We start from the raw sequence: 21,516 nt of genomic DNA, 5'->3' as shown, positions 1-21,516 counted from the left end.
ATGAGTAGTAAAACAGAATTGCCCCCCTATGTTTGCCCTTTCAAGGGTGATTTGATTGCAGGTGTCGATGAGGTTGGGCGCGGCCCCTTAGCTGGTGATGTAGTTGCCGCAGCTGTGATTCTTGATCCTAACAAGCCAATCGCCGGGCTTGCCGACTCCAAAAAGCTGACTGAAAAAAAGCGCGAGCAGTTGTTTGATGAGATTTGTGAGCGAGCGCTCAGTTACTCCATAGCTCGTGCAACAGTTGAGGAAATTGACCAGCTAAATATTTTGCAGGCAAGTTTACTGGCGATGCATCGTGCAGTTGCACAGCTATCCGTGCAGCCTGAATTTGTGTTGGTGGATGGCAATAAAAAACCGAACTGGGATTACCCTTGCGATACCGTTGTAAAGGGCGATGGTCGTGTCGCTGCAATTGGGGCGGCATCTATTTTGGCTAAGGTGACCCGTGATAGGGAAATGGTGGTGCTGGACTCTGAATATCCCGGTTACGGCCTTGCAGGTCATAAAGGGTATCCCACCAAGGCGCATATGGAAGCTTTACAGTTGCAGGGTCCCACTCCAATACACCGCACCAGCTTTGCGCCGGTAAGGCGCTTGCTAGAAGAGGTTGAGTGATAAACGGTTGTAGCGCTATTTATCGATTCGCTTGATTCTGGCCCGGGTAATCATCTTGTCTGAGACCTCCTCAATTTCCACCAGGTAATTGAGGATGTACAGGCTGATATTGCCGTCGGGGATGCTCTCCAGGTGTTCCATTGCCAGGCCGTTAAAAGTTTTCGGTCCGTCAGTGGGTAGCTCCCAGCCCAGGGTACGATTAATATCGCGAATAGAAGTGCCGCCCTCGATCATGTACCAGCCATCTTCTATGGCGACTATCTCCTCGTCATCGCTGGGTACTGGACTTGCGGTGAAGTCGCCGACAATTTCCTCCAGCAGATCTTCTAGGGTAACGATACCCATTACCTCTCCGTACTCATCAACTACCAGCCCCATGCGGCGCTTGGTTTTCTGGAAGTTCATCAGCAGTGTGGGGAGTGGTGTTGCCTCGGGTACGAAGTAAGGCTCATCGGTGAAGGAGTTGAGCCGCTCTGCCGTTAAATTATCCGGTCCGTCCCGCAGTATTTGCGCCGCTTTTCGCAGGTGAAGTATGCCTACTACTCGATTGATGTCACCGCGATATACGGGGAGGCGAGTGTAGGAACTTTCCGCTAGCTGCTGCAGGATCTCTTCGGCGCTGTTTTCCAGGTCAACGCCCATGACTTCATTGCGCGGAATCATGATGTCTTCAACGGTTGCTTGGTCCAGGTCCAGCACGTTGAGCAACATGCCTTTGTGCTTGCTGGGAAGCAGGGCGCCTGATTCGAATACAACGGTTCGGAGTTCTTCGGGGGCCAGGTGTTCCGCTTCGCTATTCGCTTTTGTTTCGACTCCCAGCATACGCGCCAGGCCGTTGGATATGCCACCAATCAAAAGCACTAGGGGAGTGAGCAGCCATTGCAGTGGGCGCAAAATAAATGAGGCGGGGAAAGCAATTTTTTCCGGATGTAGAGCGGCAATAGTCTTTGGTGTGACCTCAGCAAAAATCAGCAGGGCAAGAGTTAAGACTATGGTGGTGAGTATTTCTCCGTATATCTGCGCGAATACCGAGCCGGCGATTACAGATACAAGAACGTTAACGAGATTGTTGCCGATTAGAATTGAGCCGATCAGCTTGTCCGGGCGTGCGAGTAGCTCTGTGGCGCGCTTTGCCCCGCGGTGCCCGCTTTTGGCTTGGTGCCGCAGGCGATAGCGGTTAAGCGCCATCATGCTGGTTTCGGAGCTGGAGAAGAAGGCGGATATCAGTATCAATAGGGCCAGCAAACCGAATAGCAGGCCCGTGGGCATCTCGTTCAAGGGAGAACTCTTTTTATTTCCAAGCGGAGATATTGGAACATATTGCCGACCTCCGCAAGCTTTGCAGTCGTATATTCGATTACCCGCGCTGGAGAATGACTTCCATAACCAGCTTACTACCAAAATAGGCAAGTAGTAGGGCGGCGAAAGCGCTTAAGGTCCAACGCACAGCGGTATTGCCTCTCCAGCCCAACCTCCAGTGTCCCCATAGGAGTATGGTGTAAAGAACCCAGGCGACCATAGAGAGGATGGTTTTGTGTATTGGTCCCTCTTCAAACAAATTGCCAACAAAGACGAAACCGGTCAGCAGGGAGGCGGTGAGCAGTAGTTGCCCGAAAGTGATCAGGCCAAACAGCAGTGATTCCATGCTCTGCAATGGTGGCAGAAGACGGGTGGCGCCTACCGGCCTGTGGTTGTGCAGCTGCTGGTTGAGGTAGTAGAGGTAGATCGCCTGAAGGGTAGCCAGGGTCAGCAGCGAATAGGCAGAAATAGACAATAGAGCGTGTACCGCAATGCCGGCAGAGATTTGTTGATGTGGCGTTACGGTGCCCCAAATATGGGATGCGGCAAATTCAGTGGCGGCTCCCACTGGTGCGAAAATAAGAATAAGTAGCGTAAGTGGCCGGCCAACGGCCAGGATCAATAATAGAAAGTTAACTACCCAGGCAATCAGCGAGAGCATTGCTAGCAGGTCAAAGCGATAGCCTTCGGGTGAAAAGAGAACGTGTCCCAGGGATATTCCGTGGGTGACAAGTGCACCCGCCAAAAGGCTGAGAAGCAGTTTGGAATTCGGCTGTTGTTTTCGGGCCAGAGCCGCACCTGCAACTATGGTTGTGGCCAGGTAGAGAGCGATAGCTGTCCAGTGGGCGAAAGCCGCCATGGGTAAATCCGTGTCTTCATTATTGCGTTAGGGCAGGAGTGTGTCATAGCCAGTTGAAACAAGGAAGACTTGCGATATTTCGGCTGTGGCGAGACCTGGGCTATACTGCCGCGCCTCAGAGAGGGAGTTGCAGTTTGCTCCCCCCTAATTTCGCGCCCCTCCGCACTGGGGTTGAGTCCGTAAACGGAGAGATCGAGACGAATTTATGTTCGATAACCTGAGTGACCGCTTATCGGCGGCCTTAAAGAAAGTTACCGGTAAAGCGCGCCTTACGGATGACAATATCCGCGATACTTTGCGCGAAGTGCGCAAGGCGCTGTTGGAGGCGGATGTCGCTCTGCCAGTGGTTAAGGCATTTGTTCAGCAAGTGCGCACCGCTGCGGTAGGACAGAAGGTTAGCAAGGCTCTCAACCCGGGCCAGCAGTTCGTCAAGATTGTTCAGGATGAGCTGGTTAAGGTGATGGGTGCGGCTGCAGAGCCTCTCAACCTCGCCGTACAACCTCCGGCGGTAATCCTGATGGCGGGCCTCCAGGGCGCTGGTAAAACCACCAGTGTGGCCAAGCTGGCCAAATACCTGCAGGAGCGTGAAAAGAAAAAAGTCATGGTGGTGAGTGCGGACGTCTACCGCCCCGCTGCAATCAAACAGCTGGAGACCCTGGCCGGCGAAGTGGGGGCGCAATTCTATCCTTCTACTGCCGAGCAAAAGCCGCTGGATATTGCCAGGGGTGCTGTGGACGCTGCCCGCAAACAATTTGCCGATGTGCTGATTGTGGATACTGCTGGTCGACTGCATGTGGACTCCGAGCTGATGGATGAAATCCGTGAGCTGCACAGCGAGTTGGCCCCAGCTGAAACCCTGTTCGTGATCGATGCAATGATCGGTCAGGATGCGGTAAATACCGCAAGTGCCTTTAATGATGCACTGCCGCTGACCGGTGTGATTCTCACCAAGGCCGATGGCGATGCCCGTGGTGGTGCCGCTCTCTCCGTGCGTCACGTCACCGGTAAGCCAATCAAGTTTATCGGTGTTGGTGAAAAGACCGACGCTCTGGAAACCTTCCACCCGGATCGTATCGCCTCCCGTATCCTGGGTATGGGTGACATTCTGTCTCTGATTGAAGAAGCAGAGCAGAAGATTGATAAAGAGAAAGCCGAAAAGCTGGTTAAGAAGGTCCAGAAGGGTAAAGGCTTTGACCTGGAAGACCTGCGCGATCAGTTGCAGCAAATGCAAAATATGGGTGGCTTTGGCTCCCTGTTGGAGAAAATGCCCGGCATGGGCGGTGTAGCGCAGGCTGCACAACAGGCCGATATGGGCAAAGAATTTAAGCGTATGGACGCATTGATTTCCTCCATGACGCCGGCCGAACGCCGCAATCCTGACCTTCTTAACGGTTCGCGCAAGCGCCGCATCGTTGCCGGTTCCGGCACCCAGCTACAGGACTTGAATCGCCTGCTCAAGCAGCACAAGCAGATGGGCAAGATGATGAAGAAGCTCAAAGGCGGGGGCATGGGTAAAATGATGCGCGGCCTCGGCGGCCTGCCCGGTATGGGCGGTGGTATGCCTGGCGGTATGGGCGGTATGCCTGGAGGCCTGCCACCGGGCCTCAAAAAGAAGTAGAGAACCGCGGTTCTCCGGGCGGCTTGGCGACCCTATACAAATCTGGGGTGGTACATTAGAATACGCCGCCTTTCTGCCGGCCCTGCTGCCGGTAAAAAGTTGTTGTGGTGACTGCTTAGTGCGGTTGCCTAGTGTTGAACCTATAGGAAAGTTACATGGTAACCATTCGTTTGGCCCGTGGTGGTGCTAAAAAGCGCCCATTTTATCATCTGACCGTTACCGACAGCCGCAAATCTCGCGACGGTCGTTTTATTGAGCGTGTTGGTTTCTTCAACCCGGTTGCCCGTGGTCAGGAAGAGCGTCTGCGTGTTGATCGCGAGCGTGTTGATTTCTGGCTGGGTCGTGGCGCACAGGTTTCTGACCGCGTCGGCAAGCTTCTGAAAGAATCTGCTTAATTTGCGCGTAAGTGGTGCTCCTGTGACAGATAACGGAAAACCTTCCGAAGAGTTGGTCACGGTTGGGCGCGTTACTACCGTTTATGGTGTGCGCGGCTGGGTCAAGGTTCACTCCTATACCGAGCCGATGGACAACATCCTGCAGTTCCCTAATTGGCGCTTGCAGGGGCCGAAAGGTTGGGAAGCTCTCGAAATTGACGCTGGTAAGCGTCACGGCAAGGGCTTGATCGTACATGTGAAAGGCATTGATGACCGCGATTTGGCGGCTCGACTTTGCCAGCGCGATATTGCTGTAGCTCGTGAACTGATGCCTGAGCTTGAGCATGGTGAGTATTACTGGCACCAGCTCGAAGGGTTAAAGGTTGTCAGCCATTTCGATGGCGAAGATCACGACTTTGGTACCGTCGCTCGCATGATGGAAACTGGCGCCAACGATGTAATGGTGGTGCGCGGTGGAGCGGATAAGCGCGAGCGCTTGATTCCCTATCTACCTGATCAGTTTATTACCAATATTGACCTGGAAGTCGGTGTAATAACCGTCGACTGGGACCCGGCTTTTTAAGGCGTTGGAGCGATGACAAAACGAATCGCTCTGGTAAGCATTTTTCCGGAGATGTTTGCCGCATTGACCGAGTATGGCGTCAGTGGACGGGCTGTGAAAGATGGCCTTTTAGAAGTTCGCTGCTGGAATCCTCGGGACTTTACCAGTGACAGGCACCGGACTGTGGACGATCGCCCTTACGGCGGCGGACCGGGAATGGTGATGTTAGCTGAGCCCCTTTACCAGGCTCTCGAGGCTGCTCGAGCTTGGGCTGGTGAAGACGGTGAATCTGTACGCAGTATCTACATGTCTCCCCAGGGTCGACAGCTCGATCAGGGTGGAGTGGAGCAGCTGTCTGCAGCTGGCAACCTGGTGTTGTTGGCGGGGCGCTACGAAGGTGTGGATGAGCGTATCGTCGAATCTTTGATCGACGAGGAGTGGTCCATTGGTGACTATGTCCTCAGCGGTGGCGAACTGGCTGCTATGGTGATGGTGGATGCTATTACCCGCTTGATTCCCGGCGCACTTGGACACAACCAATCGGCGGTTGAGGACTCTTTCTCCTCTGGCCTGCTGGACTGCCCACACTACACCCGACCGGAGCAATATCGGGGAGTAGCGGTACCGGAAGTTTTGCTTTCCGGCAACCATGAAAGAATACGCCGCTGGCGCCTGAAGCAGGCATTGGCGCGCACGCAACAGCGACGCCCGGACTTATTGCAAGGGTTGGAGTTGAGCGATGAGCAGAAGTTGTTGCTGGATGAGATCCAGCGGGAACAGAAGCTCGAAGAAAATTGAGGCCGAATTCGCCGGGAGGCGCGAGTAGTTCGGTGAACTAGCTGAGAAGCTACACAATCTGTATTTGGGAGCGATCCAAATGACTAACAAAATTATCCAGCAGCTGGAGCAGGAACAGCTGAAGAGCGAAGTACCTCCCTTCGCACCGGGCGACACTGTAATCGTTCAGGTAAAAGTAAAAGAGGGCAACCGTGAGCGTCTGCAGGCGTTCGAAGGCGTGGTTATCGGTAAGCGCAACCGTGGTCTGAACTCCTCCTTCACCGTGCGTAAAATTTCCCACGGTGTTGGCGTTGAGCGTACTTTCCAGACTCACAGCCCGATGGTTGACAGCCTCAAGGTTAAGCGTCGCGGTGACGTGCGTCAGGCCAAGCTGTACTACCTCCGCAGCCTGACTGGTAAAGCTGCACGTATCAAAGAGAAGCTCAACTAAGCTCTCCTTGATCGCAGAAAAAGGCCGAAGCGTACGCTTCGGCCTTTTTTGTATGTGGGTTACGAGCAGCATATTTGGTGCCCCTCATTGGGTCTGCTTGCCTTAACTGACATAAATGGACACGGGCTTGCCCTGGCGCGGGGATACAGTCAATTTCGCTAAAGCGCTCACGTCTTGCGGTGTTTTGCGTAGTCCAAGGTGACTGGATATGTTAAAACGTGCCAATTAGGTTCGCAGCGGCAAAGAGCTGCCATACTGGCTGGAACTGAAGGCCGATGATTAAGTCGAAGCCCAATGAGAATTTAAGGAGCAATTGGTAATGACGCTTATCAAGAAGCCGCTGGCAATCGCTGGCGCGCTACTCAGTCTGGTGGGCTCTGCAGCGTTGGCAGAAGTCGATACCAACGTTGTAAAAACCATCAAGACACGCCTTGAGGCGAGTAATCCCAAAGCAACCTATGGAGAGGTGCGGGAGAGTCCAATTGAGGGGCTTTACGAAGTGGATGTCGATGATGGCAACACGACCCTGTTCGTCTCTGCTGATGGTAATCACTTTGTTTACGGCGATCTCTATCAGGTGAAGGCTGGCGGTGTTGCCAACCTTTCCGAGCAGCGTAGAGCGACGCGCCGCGCTGCGGTTATGGGCGCCCTTGATACAGAAGATATGATTGTCTTCTCCCCAAAAGGTGAAACCAAGGCAAGCGTTTATGTATTTACCGATGTGGACTGCGGTTACTGCCGCAAGCTGCACCAGGATGTGCCCGAGCTGAACAAGCGCGGTATCGAAGTGCGCTACCTGGCATTCCCACGCGGTGGTCTGAATTCCCTGGGGTATCGCAAGCTGGCAACTGCATGGTGTGCGGAAGACAGCAACAAGACGCTGACTGCACTTAAGAACCGTGAAAATGTGCCTTTGGATGTCTGTAAGACAAACCCGGTGGCAGCTCAATACAAGCTGGGCAACGAGGCTATCGATGTGCGCGGTACGCCGACTATCGTGATGGAAGATGGTCGGGTTGTTCCCGGTTACTTACCACCGGATCGCCTGCTTAAAGAGCTGGGAATTTAAGCCCGGCTGATAGCTAAAAAACCGGCAGCCGAGAGGCCGCCGGTTTTTGTTTTTAAGCAGGGTTTTTAATTTCTACTTTTCTCGGCTGGGTCATATTCTCCGGCGCGAGGATATCGTTCAGTTCCTCCTCACTCAGTAACCCCTCATCAAGGATTAACTGCTTCACACTGGCACCGGTAATTAGTGCCTGCTTGGCGATGCGGGTGGCATTTTCATAGCCAATAAACGGGTTTACCGCAGTAATCAGGCCGATGCTGTTCTCAACCAGTTGCAGGCAGTGCTCTTCGTTGGCAGTGATGCCGCTCACACAACGATCCGCAAGCGTGGTCATGGCTTGGGTCATCAGGCGCATGGACTGTAGCAGGTTAAAGGCGATTACTGGCTCCATTACATTGAGCTGCAGCTGGCCGGATTCAGCAGCCAGGGTAATCGTGAGGTCGTTGCCGATCACCTGGTAGGCAACCTGGTTAACCACTTCGGGAATAACCGGGTTGACCTTGCCGGGCATAATGGATGAGCCGGGTTGCATCGGCGGCAGGTTAATTTCATTGAGGCCAGCGCGAGGGCCGCTGGAAATCAGGCGTAAATCGCTGCAAATTTTCGAGATCTTAACGGCGATGCGTTTCATGACGCCGGAGAACATCACGAAGGCGCCCATGTCGGAGGTGGCTTCCACCAGGTTTTCTGCGCAGATAAAATCGATGCCGGAAATTTCTGACAGCGCGTTAACAACCAGCTGGCGATATTCCGGGTCGGTATTAATGCCGGTGCCGATCGCGGTACCACCCATATTGATCTCTTTGAATAGGGCGACCAGCTCCTTAACTCTGTCGGCATCTTCGCGCACAGTGGCGGCGAAGGCGGCAAACTCCTGGCCCAGGGTCATAGGTACCGCATCTTGGAGTTGGGTGCGCCCCATTTTAATTACTGAGGCAAACTCTTTGGCCTTCTTGTCGAACTCAACGCACAAGCTCTCCATGGACTGAACCAGGTCGCTGTAGCTGAGCAGAATGGCCAGGTTTATTGAGGTTGGATAAACATCATTGGTAGATTGCGACAGGTTTACATGGTTGTTGGGGTGTACTTTTTTGTACTCGGCTTTGTTGTGACCGAGTAATTCCAGTGCGCGGTTGGCAATCACCTCATTGGCATTCATATTGGTAGAAGTGCCGGCGCCGCCCTGAATCATATCTACCAAAAATTGATCGTGCAGTTTGCCATCGATAATCTCGTCACAGGCAGTGGCAATGGCATCTTGCAGTTTGGGCTCCAGGTAGCCGAGCTGTCCATTGGCGCTGGCTGCAGCTTTTTTTACCATCGCCAGTGCTTTTACCAGGTTGGGGAAGTGATTCAGGGTAATTCCGGTAATCTGGAAATTTTCCAAAGCGCGCAAAGTTTGAATGCCAAAATAGACATCGGCCGGTACTTCGCGCTCACCCAATAAGTCTTTCTCCAAGCGGGTTTCTGCACCTGCACTAAAAACCGGCATTGGTTTGAGTGTGTGGAAATCGTTGGTCATCAGTTTCTCTTCTCTTCATCGTATGGGCCTGTGTGGGGTGGGGTAATATCTCCACCTCCCGCAAGCCTCGTGTTGGGGTAATTTAGTAATTAATTGGGAAGTATTTTTAGAGTGGTGTCGCAAAGAAACTCTGCGGCCCCTCTGTAGAGGTTGCGCGAATATTCTCGCGGATGTTTTTGTTTATCTCTTCGGACTCAGGACCAAAAACACCACATAATTTCAGTGCATTTTTTATGCTGATGTTGTGACCGAGAGATTCGAGAACTACTTTTGTGCAGACGGGCTCACGCCTGTCACTGGCGGATGCTCCCAGCTTTAATCCGGATAGATAGCTGACTCGGCTTTTATAAGTAGGGTATAAAATAGTTTGTGCGATTTCATTGTGAGTCAGTGATTCATAGCCAACCAGAAAAATACGATCGGCAAGAAAGAGCAGCATGCCTTTATAGCGGGATTTATACCACTCATCCCTGTCCGGGTAGCGCATTCGTTCGAAGCGCTGAAAATAATACCCATCACCATCCGACTCAATATGCAGCAGGCTGCGAATAATATGGTCGGAGAAGGTCATGGAGTAGTGGTACTCGAAATAGAAGCCTAAATATTTATCGGCCCGCCCCTGGGACTCCCGCATCAGAATATCAATATCGCGATTGTAGGGCCTGGCGGGGAGGCTGTCGTAGACGGGCGCGTTGCGCACGCGAACAATTTGGCTGAATTGCTCGTGGGGCATCACGATTTCATGGGGCTCTACGCCAAAAAAATGACATATCTTTCCCAGGGTATACTGGGAGGGTTGAGTGTTACCGTTGAGATATTTATTGAACTGGGCACGGTTCACCCCAATTCGCCGGCACACCTCGGCTATGGATGGGTAGAAGCTGCACAGAAGGCGGAGGTTTTGCGAAAAATCGTTGCTCATCGGTATTTTGCTTCTGGATAGAGGTTATCCCTTCAATCCCTGTTAATCACTCGGTCCTTTTTTAAAGGCGAAGCCATATGGCTTCGCCAATAGTTTCAGTTTTTATCAGTTGGGGTGATTGCACTCACCGCACAACGGGCGCTGTAATAGGGTTTTAATTTCCATATCGGAATAGCCCATTGCCAACAGGTGGTTGAGTTTTACAAAACAGGCTTCGCTGGTCATATCCAGACCACTTATAACACCGGCATCAAGCAGTGCGGAGCCCGCAGCGTATTTACCCAGATCCACCTGGTGCTCCAAACACTGGGACACTGCTACACAAATAGTGCCGAGCTTTGAAGCCTTCTCAAGCTGCTCAGTAAACGCACTGTCGTCAGTCGGCGCATTGCCGGTGCCGTATGTTTCAATAATCAGGCCCTTGGGGCGGCTCTCTAAAATTTTCTCAATCAGTGAGGGAGATATACCGGGAAATAGTTTCAGTAAAATCACTCCGCCATTGGCATTGGTGGGAATCTGAAACTGCGGTTCACCGGTGGGCACCAGCAGGGCGTTGTGGTCGATATTGACCTGGATACCCACTTCCCCGAGGCAGGGATAATTAGGGCTGCTAAAAGCATCCAGTGAGCCAGAGCTGACCTTTACTGCACGGTTGCCGCGTAGAAGTTTGCCGTTGAAGTAGAGGCAGACCTCCCTGATATCGTCGGACCCGCTTAATAATAGCGCCGCAATTAAGTTGTTATAGGCGTCGCTACGCATCTCCCGCAAGGGAATCTGGGAACCGGTGACGACCACGGGCTTTTCTATGCCTTGCAGGGCAAAGGACAGTGCTGAGGCGGTGTAGGCCATGGTGTCGGTGCCGTGCAACACCAAAAAGCCTGAGTACTGGCTATAGTTGTCGCGTATCAGGCTGGCAATGTGATACCAGTCCTTTGGTCGCATATTGGCGCTATCCAGCAGTGGGTCGAGTGCCTGGAAATCGTATTGTGGAAGCTGGCCGATAACATCTTGTAAGAGGCGGCCCAGTGCGCCTTCCAGGTCGGCGTCAGGCACATAGCCCGATTCGCTTCGGCGCATTCCCAGGGTTCCGCCTGTATAAAGGATTAGGGTTTTCTTCATTACTCGACCACTATCTGAGTCCGGATTCAGTACGCCCCTATTTTGTGCAAAGGCGCGGTGGATGCAATTTCGCAGGTTGCTGTTACCTGATGCTAGTAGATGCTTATATAGCATCTACTGAGGACGCTGTTGGTTTCAAGAGGTGATTTTGGGTGACAGAAGTTTCGACTCTACTCTAGCCGGAAGCGGTGCCTTTATGGCGCAATTATATTGACTTTTTTACGTTCCGCTCGGTAAGGTTGATGATCTTTTGTCAATTTTATTTGCATTTATTGCGCGGCTTCCTGTGGTGGCACTTTCTATGTAATCGGGGGTAGATCCCGGTCTGGTTCGCTGCCCCTATAGTTGCGCGGAGGAACATTGTGAGCGCAACAGTGGAAGAGACTGCGGAGGCGGAGGCTCAGGTGGTTGTAAAAAAGGCACCCCGTGCCGTGCGGATCGGTATCTGTGGCCTGGGTACTGTCGGCAGTGGAACGGTGAATGTATTGGCGCGCAATGGGCGGGAAATTGCAGCCCGCTGTGGTCGCGCCCTGGTCATTGAGCAAATAGGTGCGCGCCGCGATAACGCACACTGTGATACCAGCCAGATAAACGTTACCCGGGAAATTTTCGATGTCGCCAATAATCCCAACGTGGATATTTTGGTGGAGCTTATCGGTGGTACTACGGTAGCCAAGGAGCTGGTGCGCACAGCGATTGAAAATGGCAAGCATGTTGTCACCGCTAACAAGGCGTTGATTGCCGAACACGGCAACGAGCTATTTGAGCTGGCCGCAAAGCACAATGTCACCATTGCCTATGAGGCGGCGGTAGCTGGCGGTATTCCTATTATTAAATCCTTGCGCGAAGGATTGGTGGGCAACCAGGTGCAGTGGCTCGCCGGAATTATTAATGGCACCGGCAATTACATTCTCACTGAGATGCGGGAAAAAGGGCGCAGTTTCGATGAAGCTCTGGCCCAAGCCCAAGCTTTAGGATATGCGGAAGCGGACCCCACTTTTGATGTGGAAGGTATCGATGCTGCTCACAAGCTGGTGATTATGGCTTCCCTGGCATTTGCTATGCCGCTCGCTTTTGACAAGGTGTACACCGAAGGCATCAGCCGGATCTGTAGTGAAGATATTCGCTACGCCGATGAGCTGGGATACCGTATCAAGCATCTGGGGATTGCGCGTCGCACTGACAAGGGCGTGGAGTTGCGGGTGCACCCGACTTTAATCCCCCAGCGCCGCCTGATCGCCAACGTAAACGGCGTTATGAATGCGGTGCTGGTCAGCGGCGATGCTGTGGGACCAACCCTGTATTACGGCGCTGGTGCGGGCGATGAAGCCACGGCATCGGCAGTGATCGCCGATCTTGTTGATGTGGCCCGCACTCTTGAGGCCAAGCCGGAGCACAGAGTGCCGGCAGCGGGTGTCGCCCTTGCGAACCAAGGGGGAACCCAGGTTCTGCCGGAAGAAGATGTTATTACCAGTTATTACCTGCGTATCGCCGCCCACGACAAGCCCGGTGTTATGTCTCAGGTGGCCACCATTTGCAGTGATCAGGGCATCAGCATCGAGGCCCTGATCCAGCACGAACCGGTTGAAGGTGAAGCACTTGTCCCGGTGGTGATTTTGACCAGTCGAGCCGATGAAGCCAGCCTCCGCCAAGCGGTTGCACAAATAGAGGCTTTGGAAACGGTCGAAGGTGAAGTCGTCAGGATTCGTGTCGAGAGCCTCGGATAAACCCCGCGGGCGCCGAGTGACATAACCCCGGGCTCGGTGCCCCAATCAATAAACTCCCCAGCCAGCGATAAGAGCCAAGAAATACTGTGAAATTTGTCAGCACACGCGGCAGCGCGCCGTCTCTCTCCTTCGCCGATACCGTACTAACAGGCCTTGCCAGCGATGGAGGCCTCTATGTTCCCGAGAATTTGCCGAAGTTTTCTCGCGAGGAAATTGCCTCTATGGCGGGGCTTGATTACGAGCAGCTGGCCTTTCGCATTATCCAGCCGTTTGTGGGGGATGATCTCAGTGATGAAGAGCTGAGCGGTATTATCGGACGCTCCTACAAGCACTTCCGCCACAAGGCTATTGCCCCGCTGGTGCAGACGGACACCAATGAGTGGGTGCTCGAGTTGTTTCACGGGCCCACCCTGGCATTCAAAGATTTTGCCTTGCAGTTCCTCGGTCAACTCTTTGATCACCTGCTGAAAAAGCGTGGTGAGAGAGTGGTGGTTATGGGGGCAACTTCTGGGGATACCGGTTCGGCCGCGATCGAAGGTTGCCGCCACTGCGACAATATCGATATTTTTATTCTGCACCCCCATAACCGTGTGTCTGAAGTCCAGCGACGCCAGATGACCACAGTGCAGTCGGACAACGTATTTAATATCGCTCTCGAAGGTAATTTCGACGATTGCCAGAATATGGTGAAAGCGAGTTTTGCCGATCAATCATTCCTGCCCGATGGACGCCGCCTGGTAGCGGTTAATTCCATTAACTGGGCGCGGATTATGGCGCAGATCGTCTATTACTTTTATGCTGCCCTGCGCCTGGGGGCGCCGGATAAAACCGTTAATTTCTCCGTGCCCACCGGTAATTTTGGCGATATTTTTGCCGGTTACTTGGCGAGGCAGATGGGATTGCCTATCGACCAATTGGTAATTGCGACCAATGCCAACGATATTCTGCATCGTTGCATCAGCGGCAATGACCACACTCCCAAACCTCTGGTGCACAGCTTGTCTCCCAGTATGGATATTATGGTGTCGAGCAACTTTGAGCGATTGCTGTTTGATCTCTACGGTCGCGATGGCGCGACGGTTGCTGAATTGCTGGCGGATCGCAGCCAACCCATGCATTTGAGTGAATCGGCCCTGGGCAAAGCGAGAGAAGTTTTCTCCTCCAGTCGGGTGGATGACAAGCGCACGGTTGAAGTGATTGGTGAGACCTTCAGCTCCTGCGAATATCTGCTCGATCCGCATACAGCTATCGGGGTTGAAGCCGCACGACAGGTACGCCACTCTACCGAACAGCCCATGGTTTGCTTATCTACCGCACACCCGGCAAAATTCCCCGATGCCGTGGCCCAGGCCCTGCCAGAAAAAGAGATTCCCCTGCCGAGTCATATGCAGGATCTCTGGCAGCGGGAGGAGCGCTTCAAGGTATTGCCCAATAACTTGTCCCAAGTACACGACTATATGGCGACGATGCTGTCAGAAGGCAGTTAATCGGCACACTGTCGTGCAATAAGCGGCAACCGATTAGCTATTAGTTTGCTGAGAAATACATTGAGTACAAAAATTCAGCGACGGCCAGTGGATTTGTCTACTGGCCGTTTTGCTTCTGAAACACCAAAAATATTGCAGCGTGTCCTGTTGGGGCGGGGGATTGTCAGCGAAGAAGCGCTGGATCACGGCCTCTCTCAATTACAGAGCCCGCAGAGTATGCGAGGGCTGGAGGCTGCCGTTTCCTTGCTGGTGGATGCTATCCACGGGCAAAAGAAAATCCTTATCGTGGGGGATTTCGATGCGGATGGAGCCACAAGTAGCACCTTGGGGGTGTTGGCCCTGGGTGCAATGGGCGCGCCGGGAGTGGAGTACCTGGTGCCGAATCGCTTTGACTTCGGCTACGGGCTGACTCCAGAAATTGTCGAGGTAGCCAAAGATTATCAGCCCGATCTGCTGATCACCGTAGATAACGGTATTAGCAGTATCGAGGGCGTGGCAGCGGCAAAAGCTGCTGGTATGAAAGTGATTGTGACGGATCACCACCTGCCCGGCAGTGAGCTGCCGCAGGCGGATGCCATCGTAAACCCGAACCAGCCGGACTGTGACTTTCCCAGCAAGAACCTCGCTGGGGTGGGGGTGATCTTTTATCTGCTCAGCCGTTTGCGCACGGCCCTACAGCAGAGTGGGTGGTTTGAGCAGAGCGGTATCGCCCCGCCCAATATGGCCGAATACCTGGATTTGGTCGCCTTGGGTACTGTGGCCGACCTGGTCCCGCTGGATCACAACAACCGGATTCTGGTTCACCAGGGTATCGCCCGTATCCGCGCCGGCCGCTGCCGGCCCGGTATTGCCGCCCTGATGGAGGTTGCCGGGCGCGACCAGCGCAGGCTCTCCACCACAGATATTGGTTTTATTTTGGGGCCGCGTATTAATGCGGCTGGCCGTCTCGACGATATCGGCACCGGTATCCGCTGCCTGCTCACCCGCGATCCCAGTGAAGCGCGGGAGCTGGCCGGCGAGCTGGACGCCCTGAACCGGGATCGCAAAGCGATCGAGCAGGGGATGCAGAGGGAAGCAATGGCGGCCCTGGATGAGTTGCGCCTGGAGGGCGAAATTCCCTGGAGTTTGTGTCTGTACGATGCCAACTGGCATCAAGGTGTGGTGGGTATTTTGGCCAGCCGCATCAAAGAGAAATTCCATCGCCCGGTGATCGCATTTGCTGAGGGTGATAACGGCCTGGTGAAGGGCTCTGCGCGTTCGATTCCAGGGCTGCATATTCGCGATGCCCTGAGTGACGTAGCTGCCGCTCATCCGGACCTGATCAGCAAGTTCGGTGGCCACGCTATGGCGGCGGGGCTGAGCTTACCCCAGGAAAACCTGGAGGCTTTCCGCAAGGCTTTTGAGCAGGTGGTGCGCAACCGCCTGAATGAAAACCAGCTGCACGCGGTTATCGACTCTGACGGTGAGTTGGAATCTGGGGATTACACTTTGCACACGGCAGCCATGTTGCGCGCTTGCGCGCCCTGGGGACAGGCGTTTCCAGAGCCGGTATTCGACGGTGAATTCCTGTTGCTCCAACAGCGCATTGTCGGCGAGCGCCATTTAAAAATGGTGGTGGCGCCGCCCCAGGCACCGCAATTAGCGCTGGATGCTATTGCTTTTAATGTGGACACCGAGCAGTGGCCGCAGCCCACGGAAAGAGTGCGCCTGGCTTTTAAGCTCGATGTTAATGAATTTCGCGGGCGGGAATCCCTGCAATTAATGGTGAGCCTGTTAGAAGCGGTATAGGGTTTACTTTATTTCTGGCCGCTGGGAAATCAGGAAGTTTTTCGCAGTGGCTCCCAAGTTGTTTGGAAGTAAAAAGTAGTGAAACGTAAACAAGTTCAGGCCGAAGTCCTACTGTTATTAGCCGCTCTTTTCTGGGGCGTTGCCTTTGTGCCGCAAAAGATTGCCATGGCGGATATTGAGCCGCTGGCATTTAACGCATGGCGTTTTATTCTCGGCGGTTTAATCCTGATCCCTATCGTTTACTGGTTGTCCTCCCGTCGCGATGCCCAGCCCGGTGAAGCCGAAGGGCAATCGGTGAATCACACCTGGCGCGCCTGCCTGCCCGGTGGCGCACTGTTGGGTTTTTGGCTGTTTCTAGGCGCGGCACTGCAACAGGTGAGCCTGCTGTATACCACTGCCGGCCGCGCTGGATTTATTACCGGTTTTTATTTACTGCTGGTGCCGGTGATCGGTTTGTCCCTGGGGCATAAAACCAATCGCTGGACCTGGATGGGAATTGGTCTCGCTTTGTTCGGTCTCTATTGGTTGGCGGACTTCAGTGAAGAATCCCAGCTGGTGGGCGACTTAATGGTATTTGCCAGCGCCTTTGTTTTTGCCATTCAGGTATTGACGGCAGATCGATTGGTAAAACGCTACGATGCCCTGAGGCTGGCCTGTATCCAGTTCCTGGTGTGTGGCCTTTTGTCCGCCGTAGCCTCGCTATTTACCGAAGAGGCGACACTGCAATCGGCGATCGATGCGGCTTGGCCTATCGCCTATATGATGATTTTCTCCACGGCACTGGCGTTTACTTTCCAGCTCTTGGCCCAACGCTACGCCGCGCCTTCTCACGCTACCGTAATTATGAGCCTGGAGGCAGTTTTTGCCCTGGCGGCGGGCTGGCTATTCCTCAATGAAATGCTCAATACCACGGAGTTAATTGGTTGTGGTTTGATGCTGGCGGGGATGCTGGTCAGTCATTACGGCAACCACAGCGGTACTCACCACTAGGAATATCAATGGAATTATCGACACTGGCACTCTTTGTTCCCGCAAGCTTCTTTGCCTCGGTCACACCGGGGCTCTGCATGATGCTATCGCTCAGCCTGGGAATTACCCTGGGCGTGCGCCAGACTCTGTGGATGATGGTGGGAGAGTTGATCGGTGTTGCGTCGGTGGCGATTACCTCTGCACTTGGTGCTGCGGTATTGATGGTTCAGTATCCGACTTTATTTCAGCTATTCAAATACTGCGGGGCCGCCTATTTGGCCTGGATAGGCGTGCAGATGTGGCGCTCCCGAGGGCAGCTGGCTCTTATGGATCAGGGTGATACGGTCGACGCTAGCCGACCGTCGCGAAGAGCGCTGGCACTACAGGGTTTTGTTACAGCTGTGGCTAACCCCAAGGGCTGGGCGTTTTTTATTGCGTTATTACCGCCATTTATTAACGATACCAAACCCCTGGTACCGCAGCTCTCAGTCTTGCTGGCGATATTGCTGCTTTTGGAGGCGTTGTGCCTGCTGATTTATGCCAGTGGCGGCCAGGCCCTGAGTCGATTGTTGGAGCGGTCTGAAAATGTGCGTTTGGTTAATCGGATTTCTGGTACTTTGATGCTATCGGTGGGAGCCTGGTTGGCGTTATCCTGACACGGCTATTTATCGCTTTATGGAGGATGTTCTGTGCTGAAAAAACGGTTGTCATTCTTATGGGTATGGGCCCTGATTATCTCGGTGGCGGCTTGCGGCCAGTCGAGGGAGGAGAAAGCGATGGAGAACGAGGTTGAGAACACACCCGGCGCGGCGGAACCCGAAGTCGCACCCACACCTCCCGCAGCGACTATGAGGCCAGGGGATATGGTGTGGATTTACCGCGGTAGTGGCAGCAAGCAGTGCGAAGGGGGTGGCATGACCCTTCAGCAGAGTCAGGCCAAGTTGAGTGACAATGGGGTGAAGGTGCAGGAGTCCCGCTGTGGAGTCCGCACCGACAGGATGTTCCCCGCCGTATGTGGCGCACCCACAGGAGATATCCTGATGCACCTGATCGGTATGGATGCCCTGGATGCCTCAATTGAGCTGGGATATAGCCCCGCCGAGAAAGTGCAGTATCAGTTTGCTGCCTGTCGGGACAACAGTGCCTGAATTGAAACCTTAAGTGGGGTAATCGTGAACATTTCCCAGGCCGCAGAGAATTCGGGCCTCAGTGCAAAAGCCCTGCGGCACTACGAAAATATTGGCCTGGTGGTGCCCGGCCGCTCTGCTAATGGCTATCGGGATTACTCCACTGCCGATGTCGAAACCCTCTGCTTCGTGCGCCGCGCGCGGGCCTGTGGCTTTACCACTGAGGAGGTCCGGGCGCTACTGGGGTTGCGGGATAACCCGGAGCGCCACAGCCGCGAGACCAAAGACCTGGTCAATCACAAGCTCGGGCAGCTCGAAGAGCAGTTGCAGACTCTGCTGGGGATGCGCGCAACCTTGCGGGCCTTTGCCGATAGCTGCGCCGGCAATGAGTCCCCAGACTGCGCAATTCTGGAAAAGCTCTCGGGACAGACCGCCTAGTAGAGGATTTGCCGCCATATCAGCCTCTATCTGACTGGAAGGACCCCCGCGCGCTGCGGTAGAATGCGCGCCGCTTTTTATTTTGTCCGGACACCGAAAGTTCATGGAAATCAATCCCCTCATCAATCAATTAAAAGACCTCGAAGAGCGCACCGACGTTCTTAGGGGGTATCTTTGACTACGCCAGCAAGAAAGAACGCCTTACCGAAGTAGAGCTGGAGCTGGCTGAGCCGAGTGTTTGGGACGACCCCAACCGCGCACAGGAACTGGGGCGCGAGCGCTCTTCCCTGGAAACGGTGGTTAATACCATCGAAAACCTCGACTCCGGCATCGCCGATTGCCGCGAGCTGCTGGAAATGGCAGTCGAGGAAAATGATGAGGACTCCGTAGGGGAGGTCTCCACTGAGATCGAAGGTCTCCAGCAGCAGCTGGGGATTCTGGAATTCCGCCGTATGTTCTCCGGCGAGAACGACGAGAACAATGCCTACCTGGATATCCAGGCCGGCTCCGGTGGTACCGAGGCCCAGGATTGGGCGGAAATGATCCTGCGCATGTACCTGCGCTGGGGTGAAGCCCACGGCTTTAAGACCACCCTGGAAGAGGTCTCCGCAGGGGAAGTTGCCGGTATCAAGAGTGCCACTGTGCATTTCGCCGGCGACCACGCCTTCGGCTGGCTGCGCACGGAAACCGGCGTACACCGCCTGGTGCGCAAATCGCCATTTGATTCCGGCAACCGCCGTCACACTTCTTTCAGCTCGGTATTTGTGTCACCGGAGATCGATGACAATATCGAGATTGAAATCGACAAATCCCAGGTGCGTGAAGACACCTACCGCGCCTCCGGCGCCGGTGGTCAGCACGTGAACAAAACCGATTCTGCGGTGCGTTTGACCCACACAGAATCCGGTATCGTCGTACAGTGCCAGAGCGAGCGCTCCCAGCACCAGAACCGCGACAAAGCCTGGAAAATGCTGCGCGCAAAAATGTACGAGCAGGAAATGCTCAAGCGCAACGCAGAGAAGCAGGCCATGGAAGACAGCAAGGCCGACATCGGTTGGGGCAGCCAGATCCGCTCTTACGTGTTGGACGACCAGCGTATCAAGGACCTGCGCACCAATGTCCAGACCAGCAACTGCCAGGCAGTACTGGACGGAGACCTGGACCAATTTATCGAAGCCAGCCTAAAAGCCGGCCTCTGATTTAAAGTCTCCACTCTCACCGCGCCCCTCGTCGATGAGGGGCAATATCAATCACAAAACTGATAGATCACCATGACTGATATCCAGCAAGACGAAAACAAACTGATCGCCGAGCGCCGCACCAAGCTTTCCGCTCTGCGCGAGAAGGGCAATGCTTTCCCCAACAGTTTTCGCCGCGAGAACCTCGCTGCCGACCTGCAAGCTGAGTTCGGCGATAAACAGAAAGAGGAGCTGGAAGAACTGGGTAAACGGGCGTGCGTAGCAGGGCGAATCCTGGCTAAACGCGGACCCTTTATGGTGATCCAGGATGTGTCTGACCGCATCCAGCTCTACGCCGATAAAGCGGCACAGAAAGATATTAAAGAGCGCTTCGGTGCCTGGGATATCGGCGATATCGTCGGCGTAAAAGGCACACTGCACAAATCCGGCAAGGGCGACCTCTACGTCAACTGTGAAGAGTACAGCCTGCTGACCAAAGCACTGCGCCCGCTGCCGGAAAAATTCCACGGCATCGCCGATCAGGAAATGCGTTATCGCCAGCGCTACGTGGACCTGATCGCCACGCCGGAAGCCCGCGAAGTGTTTCGCGTGCGCTCCAAAGTGATCGAGTACATCCGCGATTTCCTCAACGCCCAGCAGTTTATGGAAGTGGAAACGCCCATGCTGCAAGTTATTCCCGGCGGTGCCAGCGCGCGTCCGTTCGTTACCCACCACAATGCGCTGGATATCGATATGTACCTGCGTATTGCCCCGGAGCTGTACCTGAAGCGTCTGGTCGTGGGTGGTTTTGAGCGGGTTTACGAGATCAACCGCAACTTCCGCAACGAAGGTCTGTCCACGCGCCACAATCCCGAATTCACCATGCTTGAGTTTTACCAGGCGTACGCGGACTACAACGACCTGATGGATCTCACCGAGAAGATGCTGCGCGGTATCTGTGAAGATGTACTGGGCTCTACCACTGTGGAATACCAGGACAGCAGCTACGACTTCTCCAAGCCGTTCGCGCGTTTGTCTGTGTTCGACTCCATCCTGCACTACAACCCGGAACTCACGGCGGCCGATATCGACAATATCGAATCCGCCCGCGCGGTAGCTGAGAAGCTGGAAATCCCGCTGAAAGACAGCTGGGGCCTGGGTAAGGTACAGATCGAGATCTTCGAGAAGACTGTAGAGCACCGTCTCGACCAGCCGACCTTTATCACTGAGTACCCAACCGAAGTGTCTCCGTTGGCTCGCCGTAACGATGACAATCCGTTTGTCACCGACCGCTTTGAATTCTTCGTAGGCGGCCGCGAGATAGCCAATGGTTTCTCCGAGTTGAACGACGCGGAAGATCAGGCCGAGCGCTTCAAAGCCCAGGTTGCGGAGAAAGATGCCGGTGACGACGAAGCCATGCACTACGACGCCGACTATATCCGCGCGCTGGAATACGGCCTGCCGCCCACGGCTGGTGAGGGCATCGGTATCGACCGTCTGGTAATGCTGTTTACCAACTCTCCGTCGATTCGCGACGTACTGCTGTTCCCGCATATGCGCCCTGAAGCGAACGACTAATCGCTTCTCACTGCCGGGTAGTTTTACCTGCCCGGCA

General features: G+C 54.2%; 21 protein-coding genes. 16 read left to right on the top strand and 5 right to left on the bottom strand.

What is annotated here, in order from left to right; all coding sequences use genetic code 11:
• Positions 1–618, top strand: a complete 618-nt coding sequence (gene rnhB, locus ACJJIM_RS13850) for a ribonuclease HII (RefSeq protein WP_282933664.1) — start codon at positions 1–3, stop codon at positions 616–618.
• A 15-nt stretch (positions 619–633) separates the two neighbouring features.
• On the opposite strand, the gene ACJJIM_RS13845 is transcribed toward rnhB, so the two are convergent.
• Positions 634–1,896 carry an HlyC/CorC family transporter gene (locus ACJJIM_RS13845; protein WP_444911251.1) on the bottom strand — a complete coding sequence of 421 codons (1,263 nt, stop codon included), beginning with the start codon at positions 1,894–1,896 and terminating at the stop codon, positions 634–636.
• 79 nt (positions 1,897–1,975) lie between these two features.
• Positions 1,976–2,776: a cytochrome C assembly family protein gene (locus tag ACJJIM_RS13840; RefSeq protein ID WP_444896543.1), complete on the bottom strand. Its 801-nt coding sequence runs from the start codon at positions 2,774–2,776 to the stop codon at positions 1,976–1,978.
• A gap of 205 nt (positions 2,777–2,981) precedes the next feature.
• Here ACJJIM_RS13840 and ffh point away from each other — a divergent pair, with 205 nt between their 5' ends.
• The 6 genes from ffh to ACJJIM_RS13810 all read left to right on the top strand — a co-directional run bounded on the left by ffh (position 2,982) and on the right by ACJJIM_RS13810 (position 7,627).
• Positions 2,982–4,394, top strand: a complete 1,413-nt coding sequence (gene ffh, locus ACJJIM_RS13835) for a signal recognition particle protein (protein ID WP_444911250.1) — start codon at positions 2,982–2,984, stop codon at positions 4,392–4,394.
• Positions 4,395–4,549: 155 nt separating this feature from the next.
• Complete coding sequence (rpsP, locus tag ACJJIM_RS13830; RefSeq protein ID WP_108733998.1) at positions 4,550–4,789, top strand: 30S ribosomal protein S16; 240 nt, start codon at positions 4,550–4,552, stop codon at positions 4,787–4,789.
• Positions 4,790–4,811: 22 nt separating this feature from the next.
• Entirely contained in the window at positions 4,812–5,351 is a 540-nt protein-coding gene (gene rimM / locus ACJJIM_RS13825; protein ID WP_108735295.1) for a ribosome maturation factor RimM, read from the top strand.
• A 12-nt stretch (positions 5,352–5,363) separates the two neighbouring features.
• Positions 5,364–6,128 (top strand): tRNA (guanosine(37)-N1)-methyltransferase TrmD, encoded by a 765-nt coding sequence (gene trmD / locus ACJJIM_RS13820; RefSeq protein WP_444911249.1) that lies wholly within the window; start codon positions 5,364–5,366, stop codon positions 6,126–6,128.
• A 73-nt stretch (positions 6,129–6,201) separates the two neighbouring features.
• Positions 6,202–6,558 (top strand): 50S ribosomal protein L19, encoded by a 357-nt coding sequence (gene rplS / locus ACJJIM_RS13815; protein WP_282934563.1) that lies wholly within the window; start codon positions 6,202–6,204, stop codon positions 6,556–6,558.
• A gap of 319 nt (positions 6,559–6,877) precedes the next feature.
• A complete protein-coding gene (locus ACJJIM_RS13810; RefSeq protein WP_282933659.1) occupies positions 6,878–7,627 on the top strand; it encodes a DsbC family protein in 750 nt (249 codons plus the stop codon).
• A 52-nt stretch (positions 7,628–7,679) separates the two neighbouring features.
• Here the strand turns inward: ACJJIM_RS13810 and aspA are convergent, their stop codons facing one another.
• From aspA to ACJJIM_RS13795, 3 genes are all read right to left on the bottom strand, one after another.
• Positions 7,680–9,146, bottom strand: coding sequence for an aspartate ammonia-lyase (gene aspA / locus ACJJIM_RS13805; RefSeq protein ID WP_444911248.1), 1,467 nt, complete (start codon positions 9,144–9,146; stop codon positions 7,680–7,682).
• 106 nt (positions 9,147–9,252) lie between these two features.
• Positions 9,253–10,068, bottom strand: coding sequence for a helix-turn-helix domain-containing protein (locus tag ACJJIM_RS13800; protein ID WP_444911247.1), 816 nt, complete (start codon positions 10,066–10,068; stop codon positions 9,253–9,255).
• A gap of 105 nt (positions 10,069–10,173) precedes the next feature.
• On the bottom strand, positions 10,174–11,187 hold the full coding sequence (locus ACJJIM_RS13795; RefSeq protein ID WP_444911246.1) for an asparaginase: 1,014 nt from the start codon (positions 11,185–11,187) through the stop codon (positions 10,174–10,176).
• A 404-nt stretch (positions 11,188–11,591) separates the two neighbouring features.
• Between ACJJIM_RS13795 and ACJJIM_RS13790 the strand changes: the two genes are divergently transcribed.
• The 9 genes from ACJJIM_RS13790 to lysS all read left to right on the top strand — a co-directional run bounded on the left by ACJJIM_RS13790 (position 11,592) and on the right by lysS (position 21,479).
• Complete coding sequence (locus tag ACJJIM_RS13790) at positions 11,592–12,914, top strand: homoserine dehydrogenase (RefSeq protein ID WP_444898218.1); 1,323 nt, start codon at positions 11,592–11,594, stop codon at positions 12,912–12,914.
• Between the two features lie 86 nt (positions 12,915–13,000).
• Positions 13,001–14,401: a threonine synthase gene (gene thrC / locus ACJJIM_RS13785; protein WP_444911245.1), complete on the top strand. Its 1,401-nt coding sequence runs from the start codon at positions 13,001–13,003 to the stop codon at positions 14,399–14,401.
• 60 nt (positions 14,402–14,461) lie between these two features.
• Positions 14,462–16,189, top strand: a complete 1,728-nt coding sequence (gene recJ / locus ACJJIM_RS13780; protein WP_444911244.1) for a single-stranded-DNA-specific exonuclease RecJ — start codon at positions 14,462–14,464, stop codon at positions 16,187–16,189.
• A gap of 78 nt (positions 16,190–16,267) precedes the next feature.
• Entirely contained in the window at positions 16,268–17,179 is a 912-nt protein-coding gene (locus tag ACJJIM_RS13775) for a DMT family transporter (protein WP_444893194.1), read from the top strand.
• A gap of 8 nt (positions 17,180–17,187) precedes the next feature.
• Positions 17,188–17,814 carry a LysE family translocator gene (locus tag ACJJIM_RS13770; RefSeq protein WP_444907658.1) on the top strand — a complete coding sequence of 209 codons (627 nt, stop codon included), beginning with the start codon at positions 17,188–17,190 and terminating at the stop codon, positions 17,812–17,814.
• 33 nt (positions 17,815–17,847) lie between these two features.
• Positions 17,848–18,306 carry a hypothetical protein gene (locus ACJJIM_RS13765; RefSeq protein WP_444911243.1) on the top strand — a complete coding sequence of 153 codons (459 nt, stop codon included), beginning with the start codon at positions 17,848–17,850 and terminating at the stop codon, positions 18,304–18,306.
• Between the two features lie 24 nt (positions 18,307–18,330).
• A complete protein-coding gene (locus ACJJIM_RS13760) occupies positions 18,331–18,723 on the top strand; it encodes a MerR family transcriptional regulator (protein WP_444893197.1) in 393 nt (130 codons plus the stop codon).
• A gap of 103 nt (positions 18,724–18,826) precedes the next feature.
• Positions 18,827–19,922, top strand: a protein-coding gene (prfB, locus tag ACJJIM_RS13755) for a peptide chain release factor 2 (RefSeq protein WP_444893198.1) whose coding sequence is annotated in 2 segments (ribosomal slippage) — positions 18,827–18,898 and positions 18,900–19,922 — 1,095 coding nt in all. Because the reading frame shifts where the segments join, the coding sequence is not laid out codon by codon here.
• A 72-nt stretch (positions 19,923–19,994) separates the two neighbouring features.
• Positions 19,995–21,479: a lysine--tRNA ligase gene (gene lysS, locus ACJJIM_RS13750; RefSeq protein WP_108733981.1), complete on the top strand. Its 1,485-nt coding sequence runs from the start codon at positions 19,995–19,997 to the stop codon at positions 21,477–21,479.
• Positions 21,480–21,516 lie beyond the last annotated feature (37 nt).

Source organism: Microbulbifer maximicatervae (SeqCode), assembly GCF_052467615.1.
The sequence above is the reverse complement of the archived record's forward strand: the minus strand, read 5'-3'. Positions and strand labels throughout refer to the sequence as shown.

Excerpts from the sequence above, each read along its gene's own strand:
- rnhB (WP_282933664.1), top strand. The coding sequence starts at position 1 with ATGAGTAGTAAAACAGAATTGCCCCCCTATGTTTGCCCTTTCAAGGGT.
- ACJJIM_RS13840 (WP_444896543.1), bottom strand. The coding sequence starts at position 2,776 with ATGGCGGCTTTCGCCCACTGGACAGCTATCGCTCTCTACCTGGCCACA.
- ffh (WP_444911250.1), top strand. The coding sequence starts at position 2,982 with ATGTTCGATAACCTGAGTGACCGCTTATCGGCGGCCTTAAAGAAAGTT.
- rpsP (WP_108733998.1), top strand. The coding sequence starts at position 4,550 with ATGGTAACCATTCGTTTGGCCCGTGGTGGTGCTAAAAAGCGCCCATTT.
- trmD (WP_444911249.1), top strand. The coding sequence starts at position 5,364 with ATGACAAAACGAATCGCTCTGGTAAGCATTTTTCCGGAGATGTTTGCC.
- ACJJIM_RS13810 (WP_282933659.1), top strand. The coding sequence starts at position 6,878 with ATGACGCTTATCAAGAAGCCGCTGGCAATCGCTGGCGCGCTACTCAGT.
- aspA (WP_444911248.1), bottom strand. The coding sequence starts at position 9,146 with ATGACCAACGATTTCCACACACTCAAACCAATGCCGGTTTTTAGTGCA.
- ACJJIM_RS13800 (WP_444911247.1), bottom strand. The coding sequence starts at position 10,068 with ATGAGCAACGATTTTTCGCAAAACCTCCGCCTTCTGTGCAGCTTCTAC.
- ACJJIM_RS13795 (WP_444911246.1), bottom strand. The coding sequence starts at position 11,187 with ATGAAGAAAACCCTAATCCTTTATACAGGCGGAACCCTGGGAATGCGC.
- ACJJIM_RS13770 (WP_444907658.1), top strand. The coding sequence starts at position 17,188 with ATGGAATTATCGACACTGGCACTCTTTGTTCCCGCAAGCTTCTTTGCC.
- lysS (WP_108733981.1), top strand. The coding sequence starts at position 19,995 with ATGACTGATATCCAGCAAGACGAAAACAAACTGATCGCCGAGCGCCGC.